Below are 18641 nucleotides of genomic sequence, written 5' to 3' on the forward strand. Positions count from 1 at the left end.
GGCCACACGGCGCCCGGTGGGCATTGAACCGCGGGACGGGGAAAGTGTGGTTTTGGAGACAGGTTTGAGGGGTTCCCCTGAGCCGTCCTCGAATCGTCCGTTCAGCCCGGGACGTAGCGGCGGAAGAACCAGCGGTTGAGGAGCTCGGCGGACAGCAGGTAGCCCACGACGAGCACCGCGAGCGCGCCCAGCAGGGCGAGGGGTGGGGGCTCGAAGCCGAACCAGGCGCCCAGCGGCGTGAAGGGCAGCACGTTGGCCACCAGCACCACCCCCAGCGAGCTGGCCACCAGCCACCGCGAGGGCCGGCTGCGCAGGGGATTGCGGCGGGTGCGGATGACGAAGATGACCAGCACCTGCGTGGTGAGCGACTCCATGAACCAGCTGGTCTGGAAGAGCGCCGCGCCCGCGTGGAAGAAGAGCAGCAGCACGCCGAAGGTGGCCGCGTCGAACACGGAGCTGAGCGTGCCGAGCACCCCCATGAAGAGCCGGACGAGCCGCAGATCCCACCTCGTGGGCCGCTCCAGCAGCTCCGGATCCACCTCGTCCAGGGGGATGGCCAGCTCCGACACGTCGTAGAGGAGGTTGTTGAGCAGGATTTGGATGGGACGCATGGGGAGGAACGGCAGCAGCACCGAGGCCCCGGCCATGCTCAGCATGTTGCCGAAGTTGGAGCTGGTCCCCATGCGGATGTACTTCATCACGTTGCCGAAGGTGCGCCGGCCCTCGAGGACGCCGTCGTACAGCACGGCCAGGTCCTGGCGCAGCAGCAGCAGATCCGCCGCCTCGCGGGCCACGTCCACCGCGCTGTCCACGGAGATGCCCACGTCCGCGGCGTGCAGCGAGGGCGCGTCGTTGATGCCATCTCCCAGGTAGCCCACCACGTGCCCCCGCCCGCGCAGCGCGTGGATGACGCGGCTCTTCTGCCCCGGAGAGACGCGGGCGAAGAGCGTGGTGCGCTCGGCGCGGACCCGGAGCGCGGGCTCGTCCATCGTCCCCACCTCCGCGCCGGTGAGCACCCCCTCCACCTCCAGCCCGAGCTGGCGGCAGACGTGCAGCGCCACCCGCTCGTTGTCGCCCGTCACCACCTTCACCATCACCCCCGCGCGCACGAGGGCCTCCAGCGCGGGCCGCGCGCTCTGCTTGGGCGGATCCAGGAAGGCGGCGAAGCCCGCGAACACCAGCTCCGTCTCGTCGTCCAGGTGGGCCACCCGCATGTCCGGGGACTCCTCGCGCCAGGCCACCGCCAGCACCCGGAAGCCCTCCGCGCCCAGGGCCTCGAAGCGCGCCCGCACCCGCGCCCGGGTCTCCGCGTCCAGCGCGCGCGGCGCCCCGTCCAGCTCGTACCGGGTACAGCGGGTGAGCATGTCCTCGGGCGCGCCCTTCACCACCAGCACCCGGCGCCCCTCGTGCTCCAGCAGCACGGACACCCGGCGGCGCTCGAAGTCGAAGGGCACCTCGTCCACCTTGCGCCAGTCCCGTGCCTCCACCTCCGAGTGGGCGAGGATGGCCTCGTCCATGGGGCTGCGCAGCCCGGACTCGAAGTGGCTGTTGAGCCAGGCCCACCGCAGCACCTGCTCGCTCTGCTGCCCCGTGGCGTCCTCGTGCTGCTCCAGGTGGATGCGGGCCTCGGTGAGGGTGCCCGTCTTGTCCGTGCACAGCACGTCCATGCTGCCCAGGTCGTGCACCGCGCTCAGCCGCTTGACGATGACATGGCGCGCCGCCATCCGCATGGCCCCTCGCGCGAGCGTCACCGACAGCACCATGGGCAGCAGCTCGGGCGTCAGCCCCACCGCCAGCGCCACCGCGAAGAGGAAGGACTCCAGCAGCGGCCGGTGTGCCTGCACGGCCGCCAGCAGGACGAAGAGCACCAGCAGCACCGTCAGCCTCATCAGCATCAGGCCGAAGTGGCGCGTGTCCCGCTCGAAGGCGGTGGAGGGCGTGGGCTCGGCGAGCGCGCGGGCGATGTCCCCCATCGTGGTGCGCCCCCCCGTGGCGAAGACGAGCGCCCGCCCCGTGCCGCTGATGACGGCGGTGCCCATGAAGACGGCGTTGCGCGCCTCGGTGGGCTCCCCCCCCACGGCTTCCTCTCCCGGCTGCTTCTCCACCGGGTAGGACTCGCCGGTGAGCATGGCCTGGTTGACGAAGAGATCCCTCGCCTCCAGCAGCCGGGCGTCCGCCGGCACCAGGCTGCCCGCGGACAGCAGCACCACGTCCCCCGGGACGAGCTCCCGGGCGGGCACTTCCCGCTGCGCGCCGTCCCGGAGGACGGTGGCCTTCAGGGCCACGGAGCTCCGCAACCGCTCCGCCGCGTTGTCCGCGCGCCACTCCTGGAGGAAGTCCAGCGTCACGCTCACCAGGACGATGCTGGCGATGATGGCGGAGCTCGTCAGCTCATGCGTGAGGAAGGACACCCCGCTGGCCACCAGCAGCACCAGCACGAGCGGGTTGGTGAAGCGCCGGAGGAATTGCACCCAGGCCGGGCGCCGGGCCTGCTGCCCCGGGGTGTTGGGCCCGTACCGCGCGAGCCGCTCCGTGGCCTCGTCCTGCGTCAGCCCCCCGGGCGAGCACGCCAGCCGTGACAGCAGGGCCTCCCGTGGCCCGCACCAGGCGGGCGGCTCCTCCGGTTGGCTCGTGGGACTCCGAGGCTTCATGGCCAGCTCCATGGCACCTGGCTCGGGGAGCCGTGCCCCTTATCGTGGGACTCGGGCCGCTGAAGCGGGAGCGGGGCTCCGGCGCGGGGACCGCTGCCCGGGCAGGGGGCCATGCACAGGGGCTTGCGCGTGCCGCTGGACGCGGGCCGGGACGGCTCCCCAGCTTCGAAGGTGGAGGAGAACCCCATGCCCGAGCCCGACAAGAACAACCAGGCATACGAGCGCGCGCACAAACGTGTCGTCACGTTGCGCGACTTCTACATGCACTTCATGTGGTACCTGGTGGTGAACCTCGGCTTGTTCGCCATCGACATGGCGACCCCCGGCGGGCCCTGGTTCTACTGGCCGCTCATCGGCTGGGGAATCGTCGTGATGATGCACGGCTTCTCCGTGCTCATGGAGGGGTCCTTCTTCAGCGAGCGGTGGGAGGAGCGCAAGACCCGCCAGCTCATGGAGCGCGACAGGGAGCGCACGGGCGGCCCTCCCCGGCCACCCCGGCCCCTGGCCCCTTGAGTGGAAGACATTGATTCCAGACTTCCGGGTCATGGCCTGGAGGGGGGCGGGTGCCCGGGCGGCTCCAGGAGCCGCACCAGCACCCGCCCGTGGATGGCGCCGACCACCAGGCCCGTGACGCCGCAGAGCAGGTACAGGCTGATCGCCACGAGCCCGAAGGGCCCCGTCCACGGCACGAGGTCCATCCCCAAGAAGATGACGGGCATTCCCACGGCCCAGGCCAGGGCGTTGGCCCACAACCAGCGGCCCGCCCGCGGCACCAGGCCGCGCAGGACCGTCCATTGAGCGAGGCCGAGGATGGGGCCGGTGACGAGCCCCAGCCCCATGGCCAGAGCGGACTTGAGCAGCGCTCCCGGCTCCTCGGGGGCCGGGCCCGAGGACGCCTGGGTGCCGAGAGCCATGATCGTGCTCGGCACCATCCCGAGCAGCCAGGCCAGCCCGGCCCCGGCGGCGGTCGCGAGGACCCAGGCTCCCCGGCGCAGGTCCACGAGGCGCTGACGCAGCACCCGCTCCTGGAGCACGCCCACGACCACGCCCTCGAGCAGGATGCCCAGGAGGACCGCGGCGAGCGCTCCTCCGAGGATGGCCGTCACGCCCGTCACCCGCTCGAGGTGGGGCGCCACCCACCGTCCCGCGACGAAGGTCGTTCCCAGCCCGGCGGCTTCCGCCAGGCCATTCGCGAGGATCCATCGCCGGTAGAACGCGGTGTCGCGGGCGTGCATGGATTCCGGCTCCATGTGAGTGGGCGGACAAGATGGCACGCGAGTCCCTGGCCGCCATCGGCCGGGTGGGAGGGGGGCGCGTCCACCCTTCAACCTTCCGTCCACCAATGAGCCAATGGTCTCCGGCTCCACGTGCGCCATCTTCCCGCGAGCACTGGAGGGAAGGATGACAATGATTGCCAAGAATCGAGCAAGGGTGTTCGTCTGGGTGTGGGCGGGTTGCCTGGGGGGGCTGGCGAGTCCGGCCCGGGCCGACTTCAACGAGACGAAAGCGGACTATTCCCGGCAGTTCACCCAACACCAGATGTTCTGGACGGCCGCCGAGGGCACGCCGGGCCAGTATCCCAAGACGAGTCCGCTGGACTCCGGGAGCTGGACGACCGTCGCCGCCAATGACCTCCCCGGCTGGACGCAGGGGTTCTTCCCCGGCCTGCTCTGGCAGATGTACGACAAGACCCGCGACCCCGCATGGCGGACGCGGGCGGAGACGTGGACCACGCCGCTGGCGGTGCAGCAGAACAACGCCACCACGCATGACATGGGCTTCAAGTTCTTCAACAGCTACGGCCAGGGCTACCGCCTGACGGGCAATACCGCCTACCAGGGCGTGCTGCTCAACGCCGCGCGCGCACTGGCCACCCGCTACAAAGCCGAGGTGGGTGTCATCAGCTGCTGCGATTGGAACGCGCCGCAGTGGGACGTCCCCATGGTCACCGACACCATGATGAACCTGGAGCTGCTCTTCTGGGCGGCCCGGAACGGGGGCGACGCGAGCATGAACGACAAGGCGCTCAGCCATGCCCGCAAGACGATGACCGACATGGTCCGCGCGGACGGCAGCACCTGGCACGTGGTGGACTACTCCAAAACGGGCGCCATCCGCTCCAAGGGCTCGTACCAGGGCTGTACGCGCTGTGCCGACCAGACGAAGGCCACCTGGGCCCGCGGGCATGCCTGGGCCATGTATGGCTTCACCATGGCCTACCGCTACACGACGGATCCCCAGATGCTGGCCACCGCGCAGAAGGTCACCGACTTCTACCTCAACAACCTGCCCGCGGACTTCATCCCCAACTGGGACTTCCATCCCCAGGCGCCCCAGCAGAAGGACTCCTCGGCCGCCGCCATCGCCGCCTCGGCGATGCTGGAGCTGAGCCGGTACGTCCGGGATCCGGTCATCTCCCAGCGCTACCGCAACGCGGCCCTCGCCACGCTCGATGTCCTCAGCTCGCCGGACTACCTGGTCATGGGCACCAGCAACAGCCCCGCGGTCCTCAAGCGGGGCGTGGGCTTCTACGAGAAGGGGCAGGACATCAACGCGGGCCTCATCTACTCGGACTACTACTTCGCCGAGGCGCTGCAGCGTTACAAGCTGCAGGCCGCGGGCGGGTGGGTGGCGTCCATCTCCTTCGGTCCGAGCGTGCAGAGCCTGGGCACCGCCAACACCGGCGTCCAGGTGGTCGAGTTCGACGTGACCCCGCTCACCGAGCCCGTGGATGCCGTCATCGGCTACACGGATACCTCCACCAACCCCACGTCCTACAATGATCTGCCCATGACCATCCGCCTGAACCGGAGCGGAACCTTCGACGTCCGCCGGGGGACCGACTTCGCGGCCATCACCCCGGTGCAGTACGATCCCAACAAGACCTACCACATCCGGATGCGGGCCGATCTCACCGCCAGGAATTACAGCGTCTGGATCACTCCTCCGGGAGGCGCGCCCATCCTCGTGGCGGATCGTTACGTCTTCCGGACCGGTGCGCCCGCCATCGATGACGTGGGCAAGGTGGCGCTCAAGAGCGCCATCTTCGACAACGAGATCCGCGTGCAGAACCACACCGTGAGGCCGGAGACGGCCGCCGCCCAGGCCCCGGCCGCCCAGCCCGCCTCCAAGGCGCGCACGCCGCGGCCCTCGCGCCGGCCGCCGCCTTCGGACAAGAAGTAGGCCCACCAGAGGGATTCCGGGAGGTGTTGGAAGAGCGGCTCTCCCCGACCCCGGCGGCCGATGGAGGGGCGGCGCGAAATGGCTCATAACGCAAGCCTTTGCAATGCCAGCCGCTCTTCCAGGAGCGGTGGGGGGAGTCATGACACGGATGAAACACGCGTTCCTCGCTGTCAGGCCGACTGCACGGCTGCTCGCGATCTTCTTGTCGCTGGCCGTGCTCCTGCAGGCGTGTAAACCAGACACTCCCGCGGAGGATCCGCCACCCCCGCCGCCCGCCCCGGCCCGCACCGCCTGGGTCTTCCTCCGTCAGCAGGCGGACCTGAGCCCGGCCTTCGGGATGAAGGATTGGAATGCCCGCGGACGCTTCGTCGTGGAGCAACTCCAGTCCGTGGCCCGCAGCAGCCAGGGTGATCTCCGCGACCAGTTGCGGGCCCACGGCCTGGACCACCAGTCCTTCTGGCTCGTCAACGCCGTCCGCGTGAAGGCGGACGATGCGGCCCTCAAGGCGTTGGCCAGCCGGCCCGACGTCGATCACATCCTCCAGGAAGGGGACTACCGCATCCCCACGCCCATCCCCGGCACTCGCTCGCCTCCGACTCCCTCGGACATCGAGTGGAACATCGCCCGCATCCGCGCCCCCGAGGTCTGGTCCACCTTCGGTACCCGCGGCGAGGGCATCGTCATCGGGAGCATCGACACCGGCGTCCAGTTCGATCACCCCGCGCTGGCCCGGCAGTACCGGGGACGCCTCGCGGATGGCAGTCTCGATCACAACTACAACTGGTTCGATCCCTCCAGCGTCTGTGGCAGCCCCTCGCTGGCCCCTTGCGACAACGTGGGCCATGGCACGCACACCATGGGCACCATGGCGGGGGACGATGACAGCGGCAACCAGATTGGCGTGGCCCCGGGCGCGCGGTGGATCTCCGCCAAGGGGTGCGAGGACCTGGGCTGCTCGACGGGGGCCCTGCTGGCCGCCGGCCAGTGGATGCTCGCCCCCACGGACCTGAGTGGCAACAACCCGCGGCCGGAGCTGCGGCCGCACATCCTCAACAACTCGTGGGGAGACGGGCCGTCGGATCCCTTCTTCCGGCCCATCGTGCAGGCGTGGGTCGCCGCGGGCATCTTCCCCACCTTCGCCGTGGGCAACCCGGATCCCGCCCCCTGTGGCAGCGTGGGCGTGCCGGCCGCGTACCCGGAGAGCTACGGGGTGGGCGCCTTCGACATCAACGGGAACATCGCCTCCTTCTCCGCCCGGGGCCCCTCGGCTTTCGACGGCCTCACCAAGCCCGACATCGCCGCGCCCGGTGTCAACGTGCGCAGCAGCTTCACGGGCGGCGGCTACGAAGTCTTGAGTGGCACCTCCATGGCCACGCCCCACGTGGCCGCCACGGTGGCGCTGATGTGGTCCGCCGCTCCGTCGTTGGTGGGAGACGTGGAGGCCACCCGTGCCCTGCTCGATGCGTCGGCGGTGGACCGGGAGGACCTGAGCTGCGGCGGCACCGCGGCGGACAACAACGTCTGGGGCGAGGGCCAGCTCGACGCCTTCGCCGCCGTGGAGCGCGCTCCCACGGGCCCCACCGGCATCGTGCGCGGCGTGGTGACGGATGCCTCCACCGGCGCCCCGTTGCCCGGCGCTCGCGTCCTGGCCGAGGGTCCCTTCTCGCGGGACACCCTCACGGATGAGGAGGGCCGGTACTCCCTGACGCTCCCCACGGGGACGTACCGCGTCTCCGCCACCTTCTTCGGCTACGAGCGCCGCGTCGTGGAAGCCGTGGAGGTGACCGAGGGCAGTGTCACCCCCGTGGACTTCGCGCTGAGCCCGGTGCCCTCGCATGCCGTCTCGGGCCGGGTGCTCGACGCCTCCGGGGCGCCCATCGCCTTCGCTCGCGTCACCCTCCTGGGCACCCCCCTGGGCACCGTCCTCACCGACGCGGCCGGCGCCTGGCGTTTCGAGCGCGTGCCGGAGGGCGAGTACGACGTGCGCGTGGAGGCGGACGGCTGCTTCCTGCCTCGCACCGAGCACCTGCTCGTGGACGGCGGCGAGTCGCTGGACCTGGTGCTGGAGTCCCGGACGGATGCCTACGGCTACTCCTGCCGGTACGAGGCGCCCGCCTATGTCGAGGCCACCACGCCCCTCCCGCTGGCGGGGGATGACAGCGTGGTCCAGGTGGGCCTGCCCTTTCCCTTCACCTTCTATGGCCAGACGTACGGCTCCGCCTACGTCTCCACCAACGGCAACCTGAACTTCCTCGCGCCCAACGCGAACTTCGCCAACGAGTCCCTGCCCAGCCCGAATCCGCCCAACGCCGCCATCTACGCCCTCTGGGACGATCTGCTCGTCGATGGGGAGTCCAGCGTCCTGACGCTGACGCGTGGCGAGGCTCCGGCGCGCGAGCTCGTCGTCGAGTGGCGCAACGTGGCCTTCCTCACCGATACGTCCCAGCGCGTCGACTTCGAGATCATCCTCACCGAGCGGGGCCAGGTCCTGATGCAGTACCGGAACCTCGCGGACACCGGATTGGAGCGGGGCGAGTCGGCCACGGTGGGCATCGAGAACGAGACGGGCACCGTGGCGCTGCAGTACTCGTTCAACAGCCCGGCGCTGAGGGATGAGCGGGCCATCCGCTTCGTCCTGCCGCCCAACGGCTTCGTCGAGGGCGTGGTGACCGACGCCAACGATGGGCTGCCCATCGCGGGGGCCACGGTGCGCGCGCTCGCGGGGGGCACGGTGGTGCGCCAGGTCACCACCGGCGCGGACGGCCGCTACCGCCTGCAGCTCTTCCTGGGCACGTACACGCTGGAGGCCTCCGCGCCCAACTACGTCACCGGGACGGACACGGTGACGCTCTCCACGGATGGCGAGGGGGTGACGCGCGACTGGGTGCTGCGCACGGCGCGTGCCGTCATCACCCCCACCGTGCTCGAGTTCATCGTGCCGCGGGGCGAGCGGCGGACCCAGTACCTGACGTTGAGCAACACGGGCTCCGCGCCCCTGGAGTGGAGGTTGCGCGAGACGGGCGGAGAGCGGGCGAGCGTCGTCCCGCGGCGCCGGCCCACCCCGGGCCTGAAGTTCGATCCGAACAGCCACACCACGCGGGACGTCTTCGGGGGCGAGCCGCTTCCCGGCTGGGGGCCGACGCTGGTGGGAGACGTCCTGCGCAGCTGGCCGACGGGGCTCGAGCTGCCCTGGGGGGTGGGCTACACGGGCAACGTCTGGCTCTCGGATCCGACCTCCCGGAGCAACCACGAGTTCACCGTGGACGGGGTGGACACGGGGCGCGACTGGCTGGCGACGTGGGTGGGGCAGTGGCCGGCGGACATGGCCCATGACGCGGGCCGAGGCCTCATGTGCCAGCTCGACGTCGGCGGTGACAACGGCATCCACTGCTGGGAGCCGGCCACGGGCGCCGTGATGGACGCCATCACGGGCGACTTCCCCTGGACGGCCACCTCGCAGCGCGGCCTGGCCTACCGGCCCGATGACGACACCTTCTACGTCGGTGGCTGGAACGAGGGCATCATCTACCACGTCAAGGGCCTGTCCCATCCGGACCGGGGCGCCGTCATCGGCCAGTGCAGTCCGGCGGATGGCAGCATCTCCGGCCTGGCGTGGAACCCGTCCTTCAACGTGCTCTGGATGGCCACCAACAGCCCCAGCGACACCCTCTACGAGCTCAACCCGGACACCTGCACGGTGCTGGCGACCCTGGCGCACCCCAACCCCGGTTTCAGCGGCGCGGGCCTGGAGCTGAACGAGCAGGGCAACCTGTGGACCGTCAGCCAGAACAGCCGCCAGGCGTACCTCATCGAGAGCGGCGTGCCGGTCTTCACGGACGTGCCCTGGCTCTCGGAGAGCCCGGACAGCGGGACGTTGGGCGTGGGCCTCAGCCAGCGGATCGCCGTCACGGCCGATGCCACGGGCCTGGAGCCGGGCATCTACCACGCCACGCTGTACCTGCAGAGCAACAGCGGGCGCGCGCCCACGCTGCAGATCCCCATCGTGATGATCGTCCCGGCGTACTACCAGGGCGTGAACGCGGGTGATGGCACCTATGTGGACCGCGCGGGCAACGTCTGGGCGGCCGATCAGCGCTACAGCCGCGGAAGCTGGGGGTATGTCGACCCGTCGCGGACGGTGCGGACCAGCTCCTCCATCAGTGGCACGGACGATGATCCGCTCTACCAGACGGGGCGGCGCGGCTTCTTCGAGTACCGCTTCGATGGCCTGCCGCCGGGCGTGTATCAGATCGATCTGCGCTTCGCGGAGATCCAGAGCGAGGATCGTCTGGAGCGCGTCTTCGACGTGGTGGGCGAGCAGACCCTCCTGCTGCCGGCGCATGACATCGCCGGAGAGGTGGGCCGGCGGAGGGCGGATGACCACAGCTTCTTCCTCGAGGTCACCGACGGCCAGCTCAACCTCCGGTTCGTCCCGCGCGAGGGGTATGGGGATCCGCTCGTCAACGCCGTGAGGGTCTTCCAGCGGCCGGATCGCTAGGCGGTCCGGGCACGGGGAGGCGGGCCGTCGCGCTGCCTCCCCGTGTGTCTCACGCGTGAGCCGGGGGATGGGCCTCGGCCGGACTCGCGGTGGGGAGCGTGAAGAAGAAGGTGCTCCCCACCCCGGGGCTGCTCTCGACCCAGATCTGTCCGCCGTGCGCGTCCACGAGCCCCTTCACGATGGCCAGTCCCAGGCCCGCTCCCTGCTTCCTTCCCGCGGAGGCCTGCCAGAAGGGCTCGAAGAGGTGGGGCAGATCCTCCTCGGGAATGCCGGAGCCCGTGTCGCTCACCGAGAAGCGCACCCGGCTCCCCACCGGCTCGGCCCGGAGGAGGATCCGCCCTCCCATGGGCGTGAACTTGAGCGCGTTGCCGAGCAGGTTCGAGAGGATCTGCAGCACCCGGTCGCGGTCGGCGAAGACGGGGGGCGCGTCCTCGGGGACGGCGACCCTGAGCTGGATGGACTTCTCCTCCGCGAGCGCGCGATGCAGCTCGGCGGCCTCCCGGACGAGGGGCGCGGTCTGTTCCCATCCCCGGTCCACGGACAGACGGCCGGCTTCCATCCGGGCGATGTCCAGCAGATCCAGGATGAGCCGGGTGGCCCGGTCCACCGACTTCTGGATGGCCTCGAGCGGCTTCGTGTCGGTGGCCCGCTTCTCGGGCGGATGTTTCAGGAGCACCTTCGTGCTCAGCGAGATGACGTTGAGCGGGGTGCGCAAGTCATGGGCGACGATCCGCAGCACCTCGTCGCGGGTGCGGGTGGCCTGCTCGGACTTCTCGTGGAGGCAGGCATTGTCGAGGGCGAGCGCGGCGCGTTGGGCCAGCTCCTCCGCCAGCGCCAGGTCCCGGGCTTCGTAGCGGCGCCCGGACTCGGACATCACGAGGACGAGCGCGCCCAGCGTACGCCCGCGGGTGACGAGGGGGATGATCAGGCCCGAGCGGGGCTCCAGATGGTGGAGCAGCTCCAGGTGATGGGGGTCCTCCGCCGCCGACTCGAGCACCGCCTCGGAGAGCTCCGGCAGGAGCGCCGGCTGCCCCGTCCGCAGCACCTGGGAAATGAGGTGTCCTGGATGGGAGGGGCCGCCCTGGGGAGGGGGCGTGAGCAGCTCGCGGAGGAGCCGTGACTTCTCCGGGGAGGCCGCCAGTCCTTCCACCCGCTTCACCCGTCCCTCCTCGTCGAGCTGCTCGACCAGGCACCAGTCCGCCAGCGCGGGAACGGCCAGGCCCGCCACGGTGGTGAGCGTGGTCCGTGAGTCGAGCGACGCCGCGAGCCGTGGGCCCGACTCGGCCAGGAAGCGCCACGCCTGCTCGAGCTGCTTGCGCTCGGAGATGTCCTGGATCTGCGAGATGAAATGGAGCGGCTCTCCCCGGGCGCCGCGGACCAGCGAGGCCGTGAGCAGGATGGTCACCCGGTGGCCGTCCTTGTGGATGTAGCGCTTCTCCATCTGGTACGAGCTGATCTCCCCCTGGAGCAGCCGGTGCACGTTGGCCAGGTCCAGCTCCAGATCCTCCGGCCAGGTGATGTCCTGGAACGTCTTGGTGAGGAGCTCCTTGGGGGAGTAGCCGACGATCCCACACAGCGAGCCATTCACGCTCAGGAACCGGCCATCCAGGCCCACCAGGGCCATGCCGATGGGGGCATCCTCGAACGAGGTCCGGAAGCGCTCCTCGCTGTTGCGAAGTCCCTCCTCGGCGCGTTGGCGCGCGGTGATGTCCCGCACGATGACGGTGAGCAGCTGCGTTCCGTCCACCCGCAGCTTCGAGATGCTGGCCTCCGCGGGGAACTCCTCGCCATTCTTGCGCCGGCCGGTGATGGTCCGCCGCTCTCCCATGTGACGGGCCGTCCGCTCGCTGGCCGCGAACTCCCGGAGGTGTTGCCGGTGGAGGGCCTGGAACCGCTCGGGCACGAGCAGATCCAGGGACTGGCCCAGGACCTCGCTCGCCGCGTAGCCGAAGATGCGCTCCGCCCCCGTGTTGAAGAGGGTGATCCGCTGCGCCTCGTCCACCGAGATGATGGCATCGGCCGCGGTGGAGACGATGCCGGCGAAGCGGGCCTCCGACAGCCGGAGGGACTGCTCCATGGCGTGGCGCTGCGCATCCAGCAGGGAGAGGGTGCTCGCGTTGCGCGCGATCACGAGCAGGAAGGCCACCATGGTGACGAGCACGAAGAGGGAGACTCCGAGGGTGGTCCCGAAGAGCCCCAGCCGCTCTCCCAGGATCCACACGCCGCCCACCAGCAGGGGGGTGAGGAGGAGGGCGGGCAGGAGCCGGCGCACCAGGATGCCCCCCACATCGTCCCGGAGGAGCACCCCCGTCAGCCCGTGCTCGGGATGGACGGACAGGATGCCGAGTGACAACAGCAGGAAGAGCGCCGCCGTATGCACGGCCATGGGCGTGAAGGGCGGCAGGAAGGAGAAGAGCCGCCTGGGCTCGGCCAGGCTCCCCTCCAGGTACAGGTACCCGATGAGGACCTGGGCGGAGGTGAGCGTGACGATCAGGGCAAGCGGCCGGGCGGCGAGCCACCCCCTGCGGGTCCTGACGTGCAGCAGGAGGAGGGCCAGCCCCAGGAGGCAGAAGTTCAGCGCCCCCATGGGCGAGGGCCGTCCCGGGAGCATGGGCGCCATGCGCTGGACGGTCTCGCCGAAGAAGAGGAGATCCATACCGGCATCGAGCCCGAAGAGGTACTCGGAGAGGACCAGGCCCCCCAGCAGCAGGGGGATGAGTGCCAGGGCCCTGCCCGACACGCGCCGCGGCCGGCTCGCTCCTTTCGGGTGGAGCAGCCAGAGCGCGGTACCACTCAGGGCGAGGCCGATGGCGGTGTTGGGCATCATGAGGCCCGCGCCCGGCAGGGGAAGGAGCTGGGTGAGGAACCTGCTCCCCAGGGCCCAGCCGAGCAGATCGACACCGGCGACCAGGACGGCGAGCGCACTGGCGATGGAGGCCAGCCGCGCGAGCCCCTGCTGGAACCGATGGAGGGAAGCCCGATGCGGCGACGTCGTCATGGCTCTGGAGGAGGGACTGCCCCTGTGGCGCTGCGAGTGGATACCCTGCTCAACATGAACAGGCGCCCGGCCCACGCCATGGGCCTGGGGGAGAGCACCCGGCGGGGCGCGGACTCGCCCCGCCTCCGGGTGGACGAGGCGGGAGATCCCTTCCTGCTTCCCGGGTCCCCGGGAGAGCGAGCCGCGCGGGGGTTGCGCCGGGTGCCCCACCGGAGCGCACGGTTTGCGCCGGATGACACCGCCGGGCCCTGGACGCACCGTTGGAACGAAGGTTGCTAGCGCGGCAGGACGGGAGGGCGCATGGACGCGCGGGACTGGCGGGAGCGTTACGCGGAGAAGGTGTCGACGGCGGAGGAGGCCATCCGGCTGATCCGGCCGGGGCGGCGCATCCTCATCGGCTCGGGGGCGGCCGAGCCCGTGGCCCTCGTCAAGGCCCTGGTGGAGAAGGGCGAGCACCTGGCCGACAACGAGGTGGTGCACCTGATGACGCTGGGGCCGGCGCCCTACGTGGAGCCCGAGTACCAGCACCGCTTCCGGCACATCGCCTTCTTCATCGGCGCCAACACGCGCAAGGCGGTCCAGGAGGGCCGGGCGGACTTCATGCCCGTGTTCCTCTCGGAGATCCCCGAGCTCATCCGGAGCAACCGCGTCCGGGTGGACGTGGCCCTGCTGCAGGTGAGCCCGCCGGACGCGCACGGGTACGTGAGCCTGGGTGTCTCGGTGGACGTGGTGCGCTCGGCGGTGGAGGCGGCCTCGCTGCTCATCGCCGAGGTGAATCCGCACATGCCGCGCACCCATGGGGACTCCTTCGTCCACGTGAGCCGGTTGCACCGCCTGGTGCCGGTGGATCAACCGCTGCTGGAGCGGCCCCACGAGGCGCAGGACGAGGTGTCGCGGGAGATCGGCGGCCACATCGCGCGGCTGATTCCGGACGGGGCCACGCTGCAACTGGGCATCGGGAGGATTCCGGACGCGGTGCTGGCGCAGCTCACGGGGCACAAGGATCTGGGGCTGCACACGGAGATGATGTCCGACGGGGTGATGCACCTGGTGGAGGCGGGCGTCATCACCGGACGGAGGAAGACGCTGCTGCCGGGCAAGCTGGTGACGTCCTTCATCATGGGAACCCGGGAGCTGTACGCGTGGGCGCACGAGCACCCGGCCATCGAGATGAGGCCGAGCGACTTCACCAATGATCCGGGGGTGGTGGCGCGGAACGAGCGGATGGTGGCCATCAACGGCGCGCTGGCGGTGGACCTGACGGGGCAGGTGGCGGCGGACACGCTGGGCGGGTGTTTCTTCTCGGGGATCGGCGGGCAGGTGGACTTCATCCGGGGCGCGGCGCGCAGCCGGGGAGGGCGGCCGATCATCGCGCTGCCCTCGACGGCGAAGGGCGGCTCGCTGAGCCGGATTCAAGTGGCGCTGGAGGCGGGCACGGGCGTGGTGACGAGCCGCGGAGACGTGCACTACGTGGTGACGGAGTACGGGGTGGCGGACCTGTGGGGGAAGAACATCCGCGAGCGCGCCAAGGCGCTGATCCACATCGCCCACCCGGACTTCCGGGCGGAGTTGATGGCGGCGGCGAAGGCGCGGCACTGGGTGCTGCCGGACCAGGTGGTGCCGAAGGCGCGCTATCCGTGGACGGAGGAGCGGGTGGAGCGCATCCTCTCCGGGCAGGAGCTGCTCATCCGGCCCGCGCGCATCACCGACGAGCGGGCGCTGCAGGAGCTGTTGTACGGGCTGAGCGACGACAGCACGTACCGGCGCTTCCTGTGCTTCAAGAAGCGGCACCCCCACGAGGAGGTGCAGGAGCTGGTGAACCCGGACTACGAGCAGAACATGGCGCTGGTGGCGAGCATGCCGGGCACGGAGGAGCTGGTGGGCGTGGTGCGCTACGACGTGGTGGCCGCGACGGGGCTGGGGGACGTGGCCTTCGTGGTGCGCGATGACTGGCAGGGCCGGGGCGTGGGCACGGCGTTGATGAGGCGCATCCGCGAGGCGGCGCAGGCGCGGGGGCTGCCGGGCTTCCAGGCGGATGTGCTGGTGTCGAACAAGCCCATGCTCGACGTCTTCCACGAGAGCGGGCTGCCCGTGCAGGCCCGCCTGGAGGGCAGCAGCTACCACCTGGAGCTGCTGTTTCCCGACCGCGTGCCGGGCGGGCTCAGGGCGCCGGGGGAGGGACCCAGCGCGGACCCGGCTCGGAGGACGACGGGCTCCGGCGCATGAAGATGTCCGTGGGCAACAGCTTCCCTGGCGAGCTGGTCGGCGAAGTCGAAGGAGGGCGCGGCCTCCTCCGGCTCCAGCATCATCTGGGCTTGCAGCTCCAGCCACCCCGGGCCGTCCCCCAGGCTCCAGTTCGCCGTGTACCAGGCACCGTGTCGTTTCGCCCGTCAGCCCCGGTGCCGCTCTGCCACGCGGTAGAGCCAGGTGAGGGAGTAGTCCAGCAGCGACTGCCGCGAGCGCATGTAGTTGCGGGCCCGGACGAAGGGAAGCCACACGCGGTTGCCCACGAGGACCTGGGCCTCCTCGAGCCTCTGGCGCGGAATCCACCGGCCGCCCAGGTTGCGCACCAGCACCTCCCCCAGGTACGCGCCAATGGCGGGCACCGCGTGCTCGTCGATGGCTTCCCGCAGGCGGCTCTTCGGGAATTCCTCGCACCAGAAGTAGAAGTCGGCGTCCGTGAGCGACTCGGGCGTCGCCTTGAAGACGGAGGGCACCTCCGAGTGCAGCAGCGCCACGAGGTGCTCGGCGAGATCGCTGTAATACTCGAGCGAGCGCTCCAGGTTGTCCACGTCCGGAGGTAGAGCGGAGTCGGCGGGGCGCCACTCCTCGGGCTCAGGAGGGCGCCACGCGTTGAGCTCGGCAATCCTCCGCTGGCGCTCGTAACTGGCGGCCTGATCCACCACCCTCGAAAGGAGGGGGGCCAGGTCCGGGTGGAAGCGGGGCTCCACGGGGGCGAGCATGGCACTGCGCTCATGCAGGGAGCGCAGCATGGTGTCGAAGTCGAGGTCCGGCCGGAGGTGGGCGTGAGCGCGGGCCTGTGCGAGCCGAGCCTCCTTGCTGGCAAAGTCCGCGACGGTGGGCCACGTCACCAGGAGGATGGAGCCGTTGGGCAACTCCTCCACCCGGTGAGCCGGAGTGGACAGCATGCGCTCGCGCCCCACGGTTTCCACCAGCTTGGGGCCGAAGACGTTGAGCCAGCACACCTCGTAGACTTTGTCGAAGCCGTCTCTGCGCCGGGTTTCATCATCGCGGCCAAAATTGGGAAAGTCCGCCAACTCCATGTCATCACTGCTGTGAGCCCAGGCATGCGAGACCGGGTAGCCGCAGGCCCAGGCGCGCACCATCTCGACGAATTTCCGGCAGCGCTCCGCCTCCGCGAAGAAGGAGAGGGGCTTCACGTCAATGTAGATTCCCAGCTTGGGAGGCAGCGGCGGAAACCAGAGGCTGAGCGACATGTCCAATGCGGGCCACGTGGTCCGATAAAGTCCGAGCCCCGATGTTCTTTGGCCGCGTTCCTCTTCCAAGGACTTCCAGACGGCGGCGCGGGAGTATTTGCGGCGCCGCTTGCCTTCAACGACGTCCGGCATCCACCCGTCGGAATAATCCTCAAGCGCCTGGACAAAGGGTTCCAACTGTCCCTCCAGCGCCGCTTGCTGGTCGAACACAGTGTCGAACTCGAGTCGGAGGAGATCCTCCGGCTTCAAAGCATGCACGCTCAGCCACTTCATTGAAACACCACCTCCACTCCCGGAACGGCTGCCATGGTTTCGGTCACGGCCGCCTTCAAGTGGGCTTTGTTCTTGGGCATAAGTTTGCCCCCCTCGTAAACAAGGCGGACCCGCTGGATGGGCACCTTGCCGTCTTCAGGGAAAAGGGACTTGAGGGAGTCCCGGCGGATGTCCAGCCTCTCGCCATATTTCTGTAGGGCCTCGCTGGCGTCCTCGATGATCTGCGCTCTCAGGGCTCTTCTCTCCAGCCCTGAGAGGTCACGGCTCTTGAAGCTGAACGCCTCCACGCGCCGTGGCCCACCGCCAATTCCCCCCTCTTCGATGACGAGCACATCCGCGAAGCGCAGGCCGGTACCCGGCTTGCGCACGCCCACCTGGATTTCAACGAGGGGCCTGTCGAAGTCCCCGAGGAAGCGGCGCTGGGCCCGAGGCTTCAGCGCGTCCTCCTGCAGCAGCTTCACCATGTCGCGCTCGAAGGCCAGCCCCCGGGCAAACCACCCGCGCACCTGCTCGTAGCCTTCCCATTTCAGGGGACCCTTGCTGGCCTTGCCCTGCTCCACCTCTCTCAAGCGCTCGTCGTAGTACTCCACGTACTCGCGCCAGCGCGGGTTGCCCCGGGCCTCGGGCGGCGGGGCGTCGAGGGAGGGGCGGTGTTTCTCGAGCACCGCCAGGTCCCTGGGCAGGCGCGGGCCCGCGGCCTCGAGCTCCGCCGCCGCCAGCTTCGCCTCCACCACCGGCAGCGTGTGCCCCACCCCCTCATCCACCAGCGAGGCCAGGGTGCCAGGGCGTTCCGTAGCACCGGCCTTCGTGACGGCGGGGCGTGCGGCGTCATCCACTGCGGCGGCCTTCCCGGCGCCCTCCCCGCTCTTGGCGGGTGGGGAGTCAGAGGCCCCGGGCTTCGCCTTGGACATGAGTGGCCGGGCACGGGCCACATTCCCCCGCGCCTCGTACAGCGCCAGCGCGGCGTCCATCCCCCCCACGGCCACGAAGCGGCCCGCCTCACGTCTGGCCTGGATGTACCGGGCCAGCTCCCGCAGGCCCTCCACGCCCGTGCCCAGCTGCGCTTGCAGTTGCCGAGTCCTCTCCGCGAGGGCACTCACTCGCGCCCGCACCGTCTCGAGTCCCCGCTGGAGTCCGGCTCCTCCTCCCCGGGCTTCGTAGACGGTGCGCACGCCCTTGCCACCCACGTACACGGTTGCCAGCAGCGCGAGGGGCGTCAGCTCGCGCACGGCCTGCTCGTACTCGCCCTGAGTCAGCGAGTACAGCCCGTGGCCCGTACCCGCCGCGAGGTAGTAGAAGCCCAGCGGCACGCCGAAGGTGACGTGGTCCACGCTGCCCAGCAGCACATTGCCCGCCGAGTAGTGCTGTTTCGCCGCCTCCTGTTCCACCTCGTCGAGGTCCTCCTGGTAGGACGGTGGGAGCTGGCCTCGTTGCCGGGTGTAGTGGGTGTACCAGGCGTTCTTCTCCTGCTCGTGGGTGAGCAGGCCGGAGACGGCGCGGCCTGCCCCCCGCAGCAGGTCTCCGGATTGGAAGTCCCTGTCCGGACGGGCCGAGAGCTTCAGGCCCCGCGCCTCCAACTC

The 18641-nt window shown here is 70.0% G+C and carries 9 protein-coding genes; 4 read left to right on the forward strand and 5 right to left on the reverse strand.

Features of this window, described 5'->3' with window-relative positions; translation table 11 throughout:
• Positions 1–101: 101 nt before the first annotated feature.
• Entirely contained in the window at positions 102–2651 is a 2550-nt protein-coding gene (gene mgtA / locus VFZ09_RS25210) for a magnesium-translocating P-type ATPase (RefSeq protein WP_329730204.1), read from the reverse strand.
• A 111-nt stretch (positions 2652–2762) separates the two neighbouring features.
• On the opposite strand from mgtA, the gene VFZ09_RS25215 reads away from it, so the two are divergent.
• Complete coding sequence (locus tag VFZ09_RS25215) at positions 2763–3164, forward strand: 2TM domain-containing protein (protein ID WP_329730205.1); 402 nt, start codon at positions 2763–2765, stop codon at positions 3162–3164.
• A gap of 29 nt (positions 3165–3193) precedes the next feature.
• Here the strand turns inward: VFZ09_RS25215 and VFZ09_RS25220 are convergent, their stop codons facing one another.
• Complete coding sequence (locus tag VFZ09_RS25220; protein ID WP_329730206.1) at positions 3194–3886, reverse strand: hypothetical protein; 693 nt, start codon at positions 3884–3886, stop codon at positions 3194–3196.
• Positions 3887–4052: 166 nt separating this feature from the next.
• On the opposite strand from VFZ09_RS25220, the gene VFZ09_RS25225 reads away from it, so the two are divergent.
• Together VFZ09_RS25225 and VFZ09_RS25230 are read left to right on the forward strand one after the other, a co-directional pair.
• Positions 4053–5834, forward strand: coding sequence for a glycoside hydrolase family 88 protein (locus tag VFZ09_RS25225; protein WP_329730207.1), 1782 nt, complete (start codon positions 4053–4055; stop codon positions 5832–5834).
• A 148-nt stretch (positions 5835–5982) separates the two neighbouring features.
• Positions 5983–10332 carry a carboxypeptidase regulatory-like domain-containing protein gene (locus VFZ09_RS25230; RefSeq protein WP_329730208.1) on the forward strand — a complete coding sequence of 1450 codons (4350 nt, stop codon included), beginning with the start codon at positions 5983–5985 and terminating at the stop codon, positions 10330–10332.
• 49 nt (positions 10333–10381) lie between these two features.
• Here VFZ09_RS25230 and VFZ09_RS25235 read toward each other — a convergent pair whose 3' ends face one another.
• The gene (locus VFZ09_RS25235) at positions 10382–13330 is read right to left on the reverse strand and encodes a PAS domain S-box protein (RefSeq protein ID WP_329730209.1); all 2949 of its coding nucleotides are present in this window, start codon (positions 13328–13330) and stop codon (positions 10382–10384) included.
• A gap of 300 nt (positions 13331–13630) precedes the next feature.
• On the opposite strand from VFZ09_RS25235, the gene VFZ09_RS25240 reads away from it, so the two are divergent.
• Positions 13631–15556: a GNAT family N-acetyltransferase gene (locus tag VFZ09_RS25240; protein WP_329730210.1), complete on the forward strand. Its 1926-nt coding sequence runs from the start codon at positions 13631–13633 to the stop codon at positions 15554–15556.
• 164 nt (positions 15557–15720) lie between these two features.
• Here the strand turns inward: VFZ09_RS25240 and VFZ09_RS25245 are convergent, their stop codons facing one another.
• Positions 15721–17061, reverse strand: a complete 1341-nt coding sequence (locus tag VFZ09_RS25245; RefSeq protein ID WP_329730211.1) for a hypothetical protein — start codon at positions 17059–17061, stop codon at positions 15721–15723.
• The coding region (locus VFZ09_RS25250) for a hypothetical protein (RefSeq protein ID WP_329730212.1) at positions 17058–18641 on the reverse strand (1584 nt) is incomplete at its 5' end. The genes VFZ09_RS25245 and VFZ09_RS25250, both read right to left, overlap by 4 nt.

This window comes from Archangium sp. (assembly GCF_036277355.1).
Classification (GTDB): Bacteria; Myxococcota; Myxococcia; order Myxococcales; family Myxococcaceae; genus Archangium.

Bases quoted from the DNA above. Each gene is read 5' to 3' on its own strand.
- VFZ09_RS25245 (WP_329730211.1), bottom strand. From the start codon at position 17,061: ATGAAGTGGCTGAGCGTGCATGCTTTGAAGCCGGAGGATCTCCTCCGA.
- VFZ09_RS25225 (WP_329730207.1), top strand. From the start codon at position 4,053: ATGACAATGATTGCCAAGAATCGAGCAAGGGTGTTCGTCTGGGTGTGG.
- VFZ09_RS25240 (WP_329730210.1), top strand. From the start codon at position 13,631: ATGGACGCGCGGGACTGGCGGGAGCGTTACGCGGAGAAGGTGTCGACG.
- VFZ09_RS25215 (WP_329730205.1), top strand. From the start codon at position 2,763: ATGCACAGGGGCTTGCGCGTGCCGCTGGACGCGGGCCGGGACGGCTCC.
- VFZ09_RS25230 (WP_329730208.1), top strand. From the start codon at position 5,983: ATGAAACACGCGTTCCTCGCTGTCAGGCCGACTGCACGGCTGCTCGCG.
- VFZ09_RS25220 (WP_329730206.1), bottom strand. From the start codon at position 3,886: ATGCACGCCCGCGACACCGCGTTCTACCGGCGATGGATCCTCGCGAAT.
- VFZ09_RS25235 (WP_329730209.1), bottom strand. From the start codon at position 13,330: ATGACGACGTCGCCGCATCGGGCTTCCCTCCATCGGTTCCAGCAGGGG.
- mgtA (WP_329730204.1), bottom strand. From the start codon at position 2,651: ATGAAGCCTCGGAGTCCCACGAGCCAACCGGAGGAGCCGCCCGCCTGG.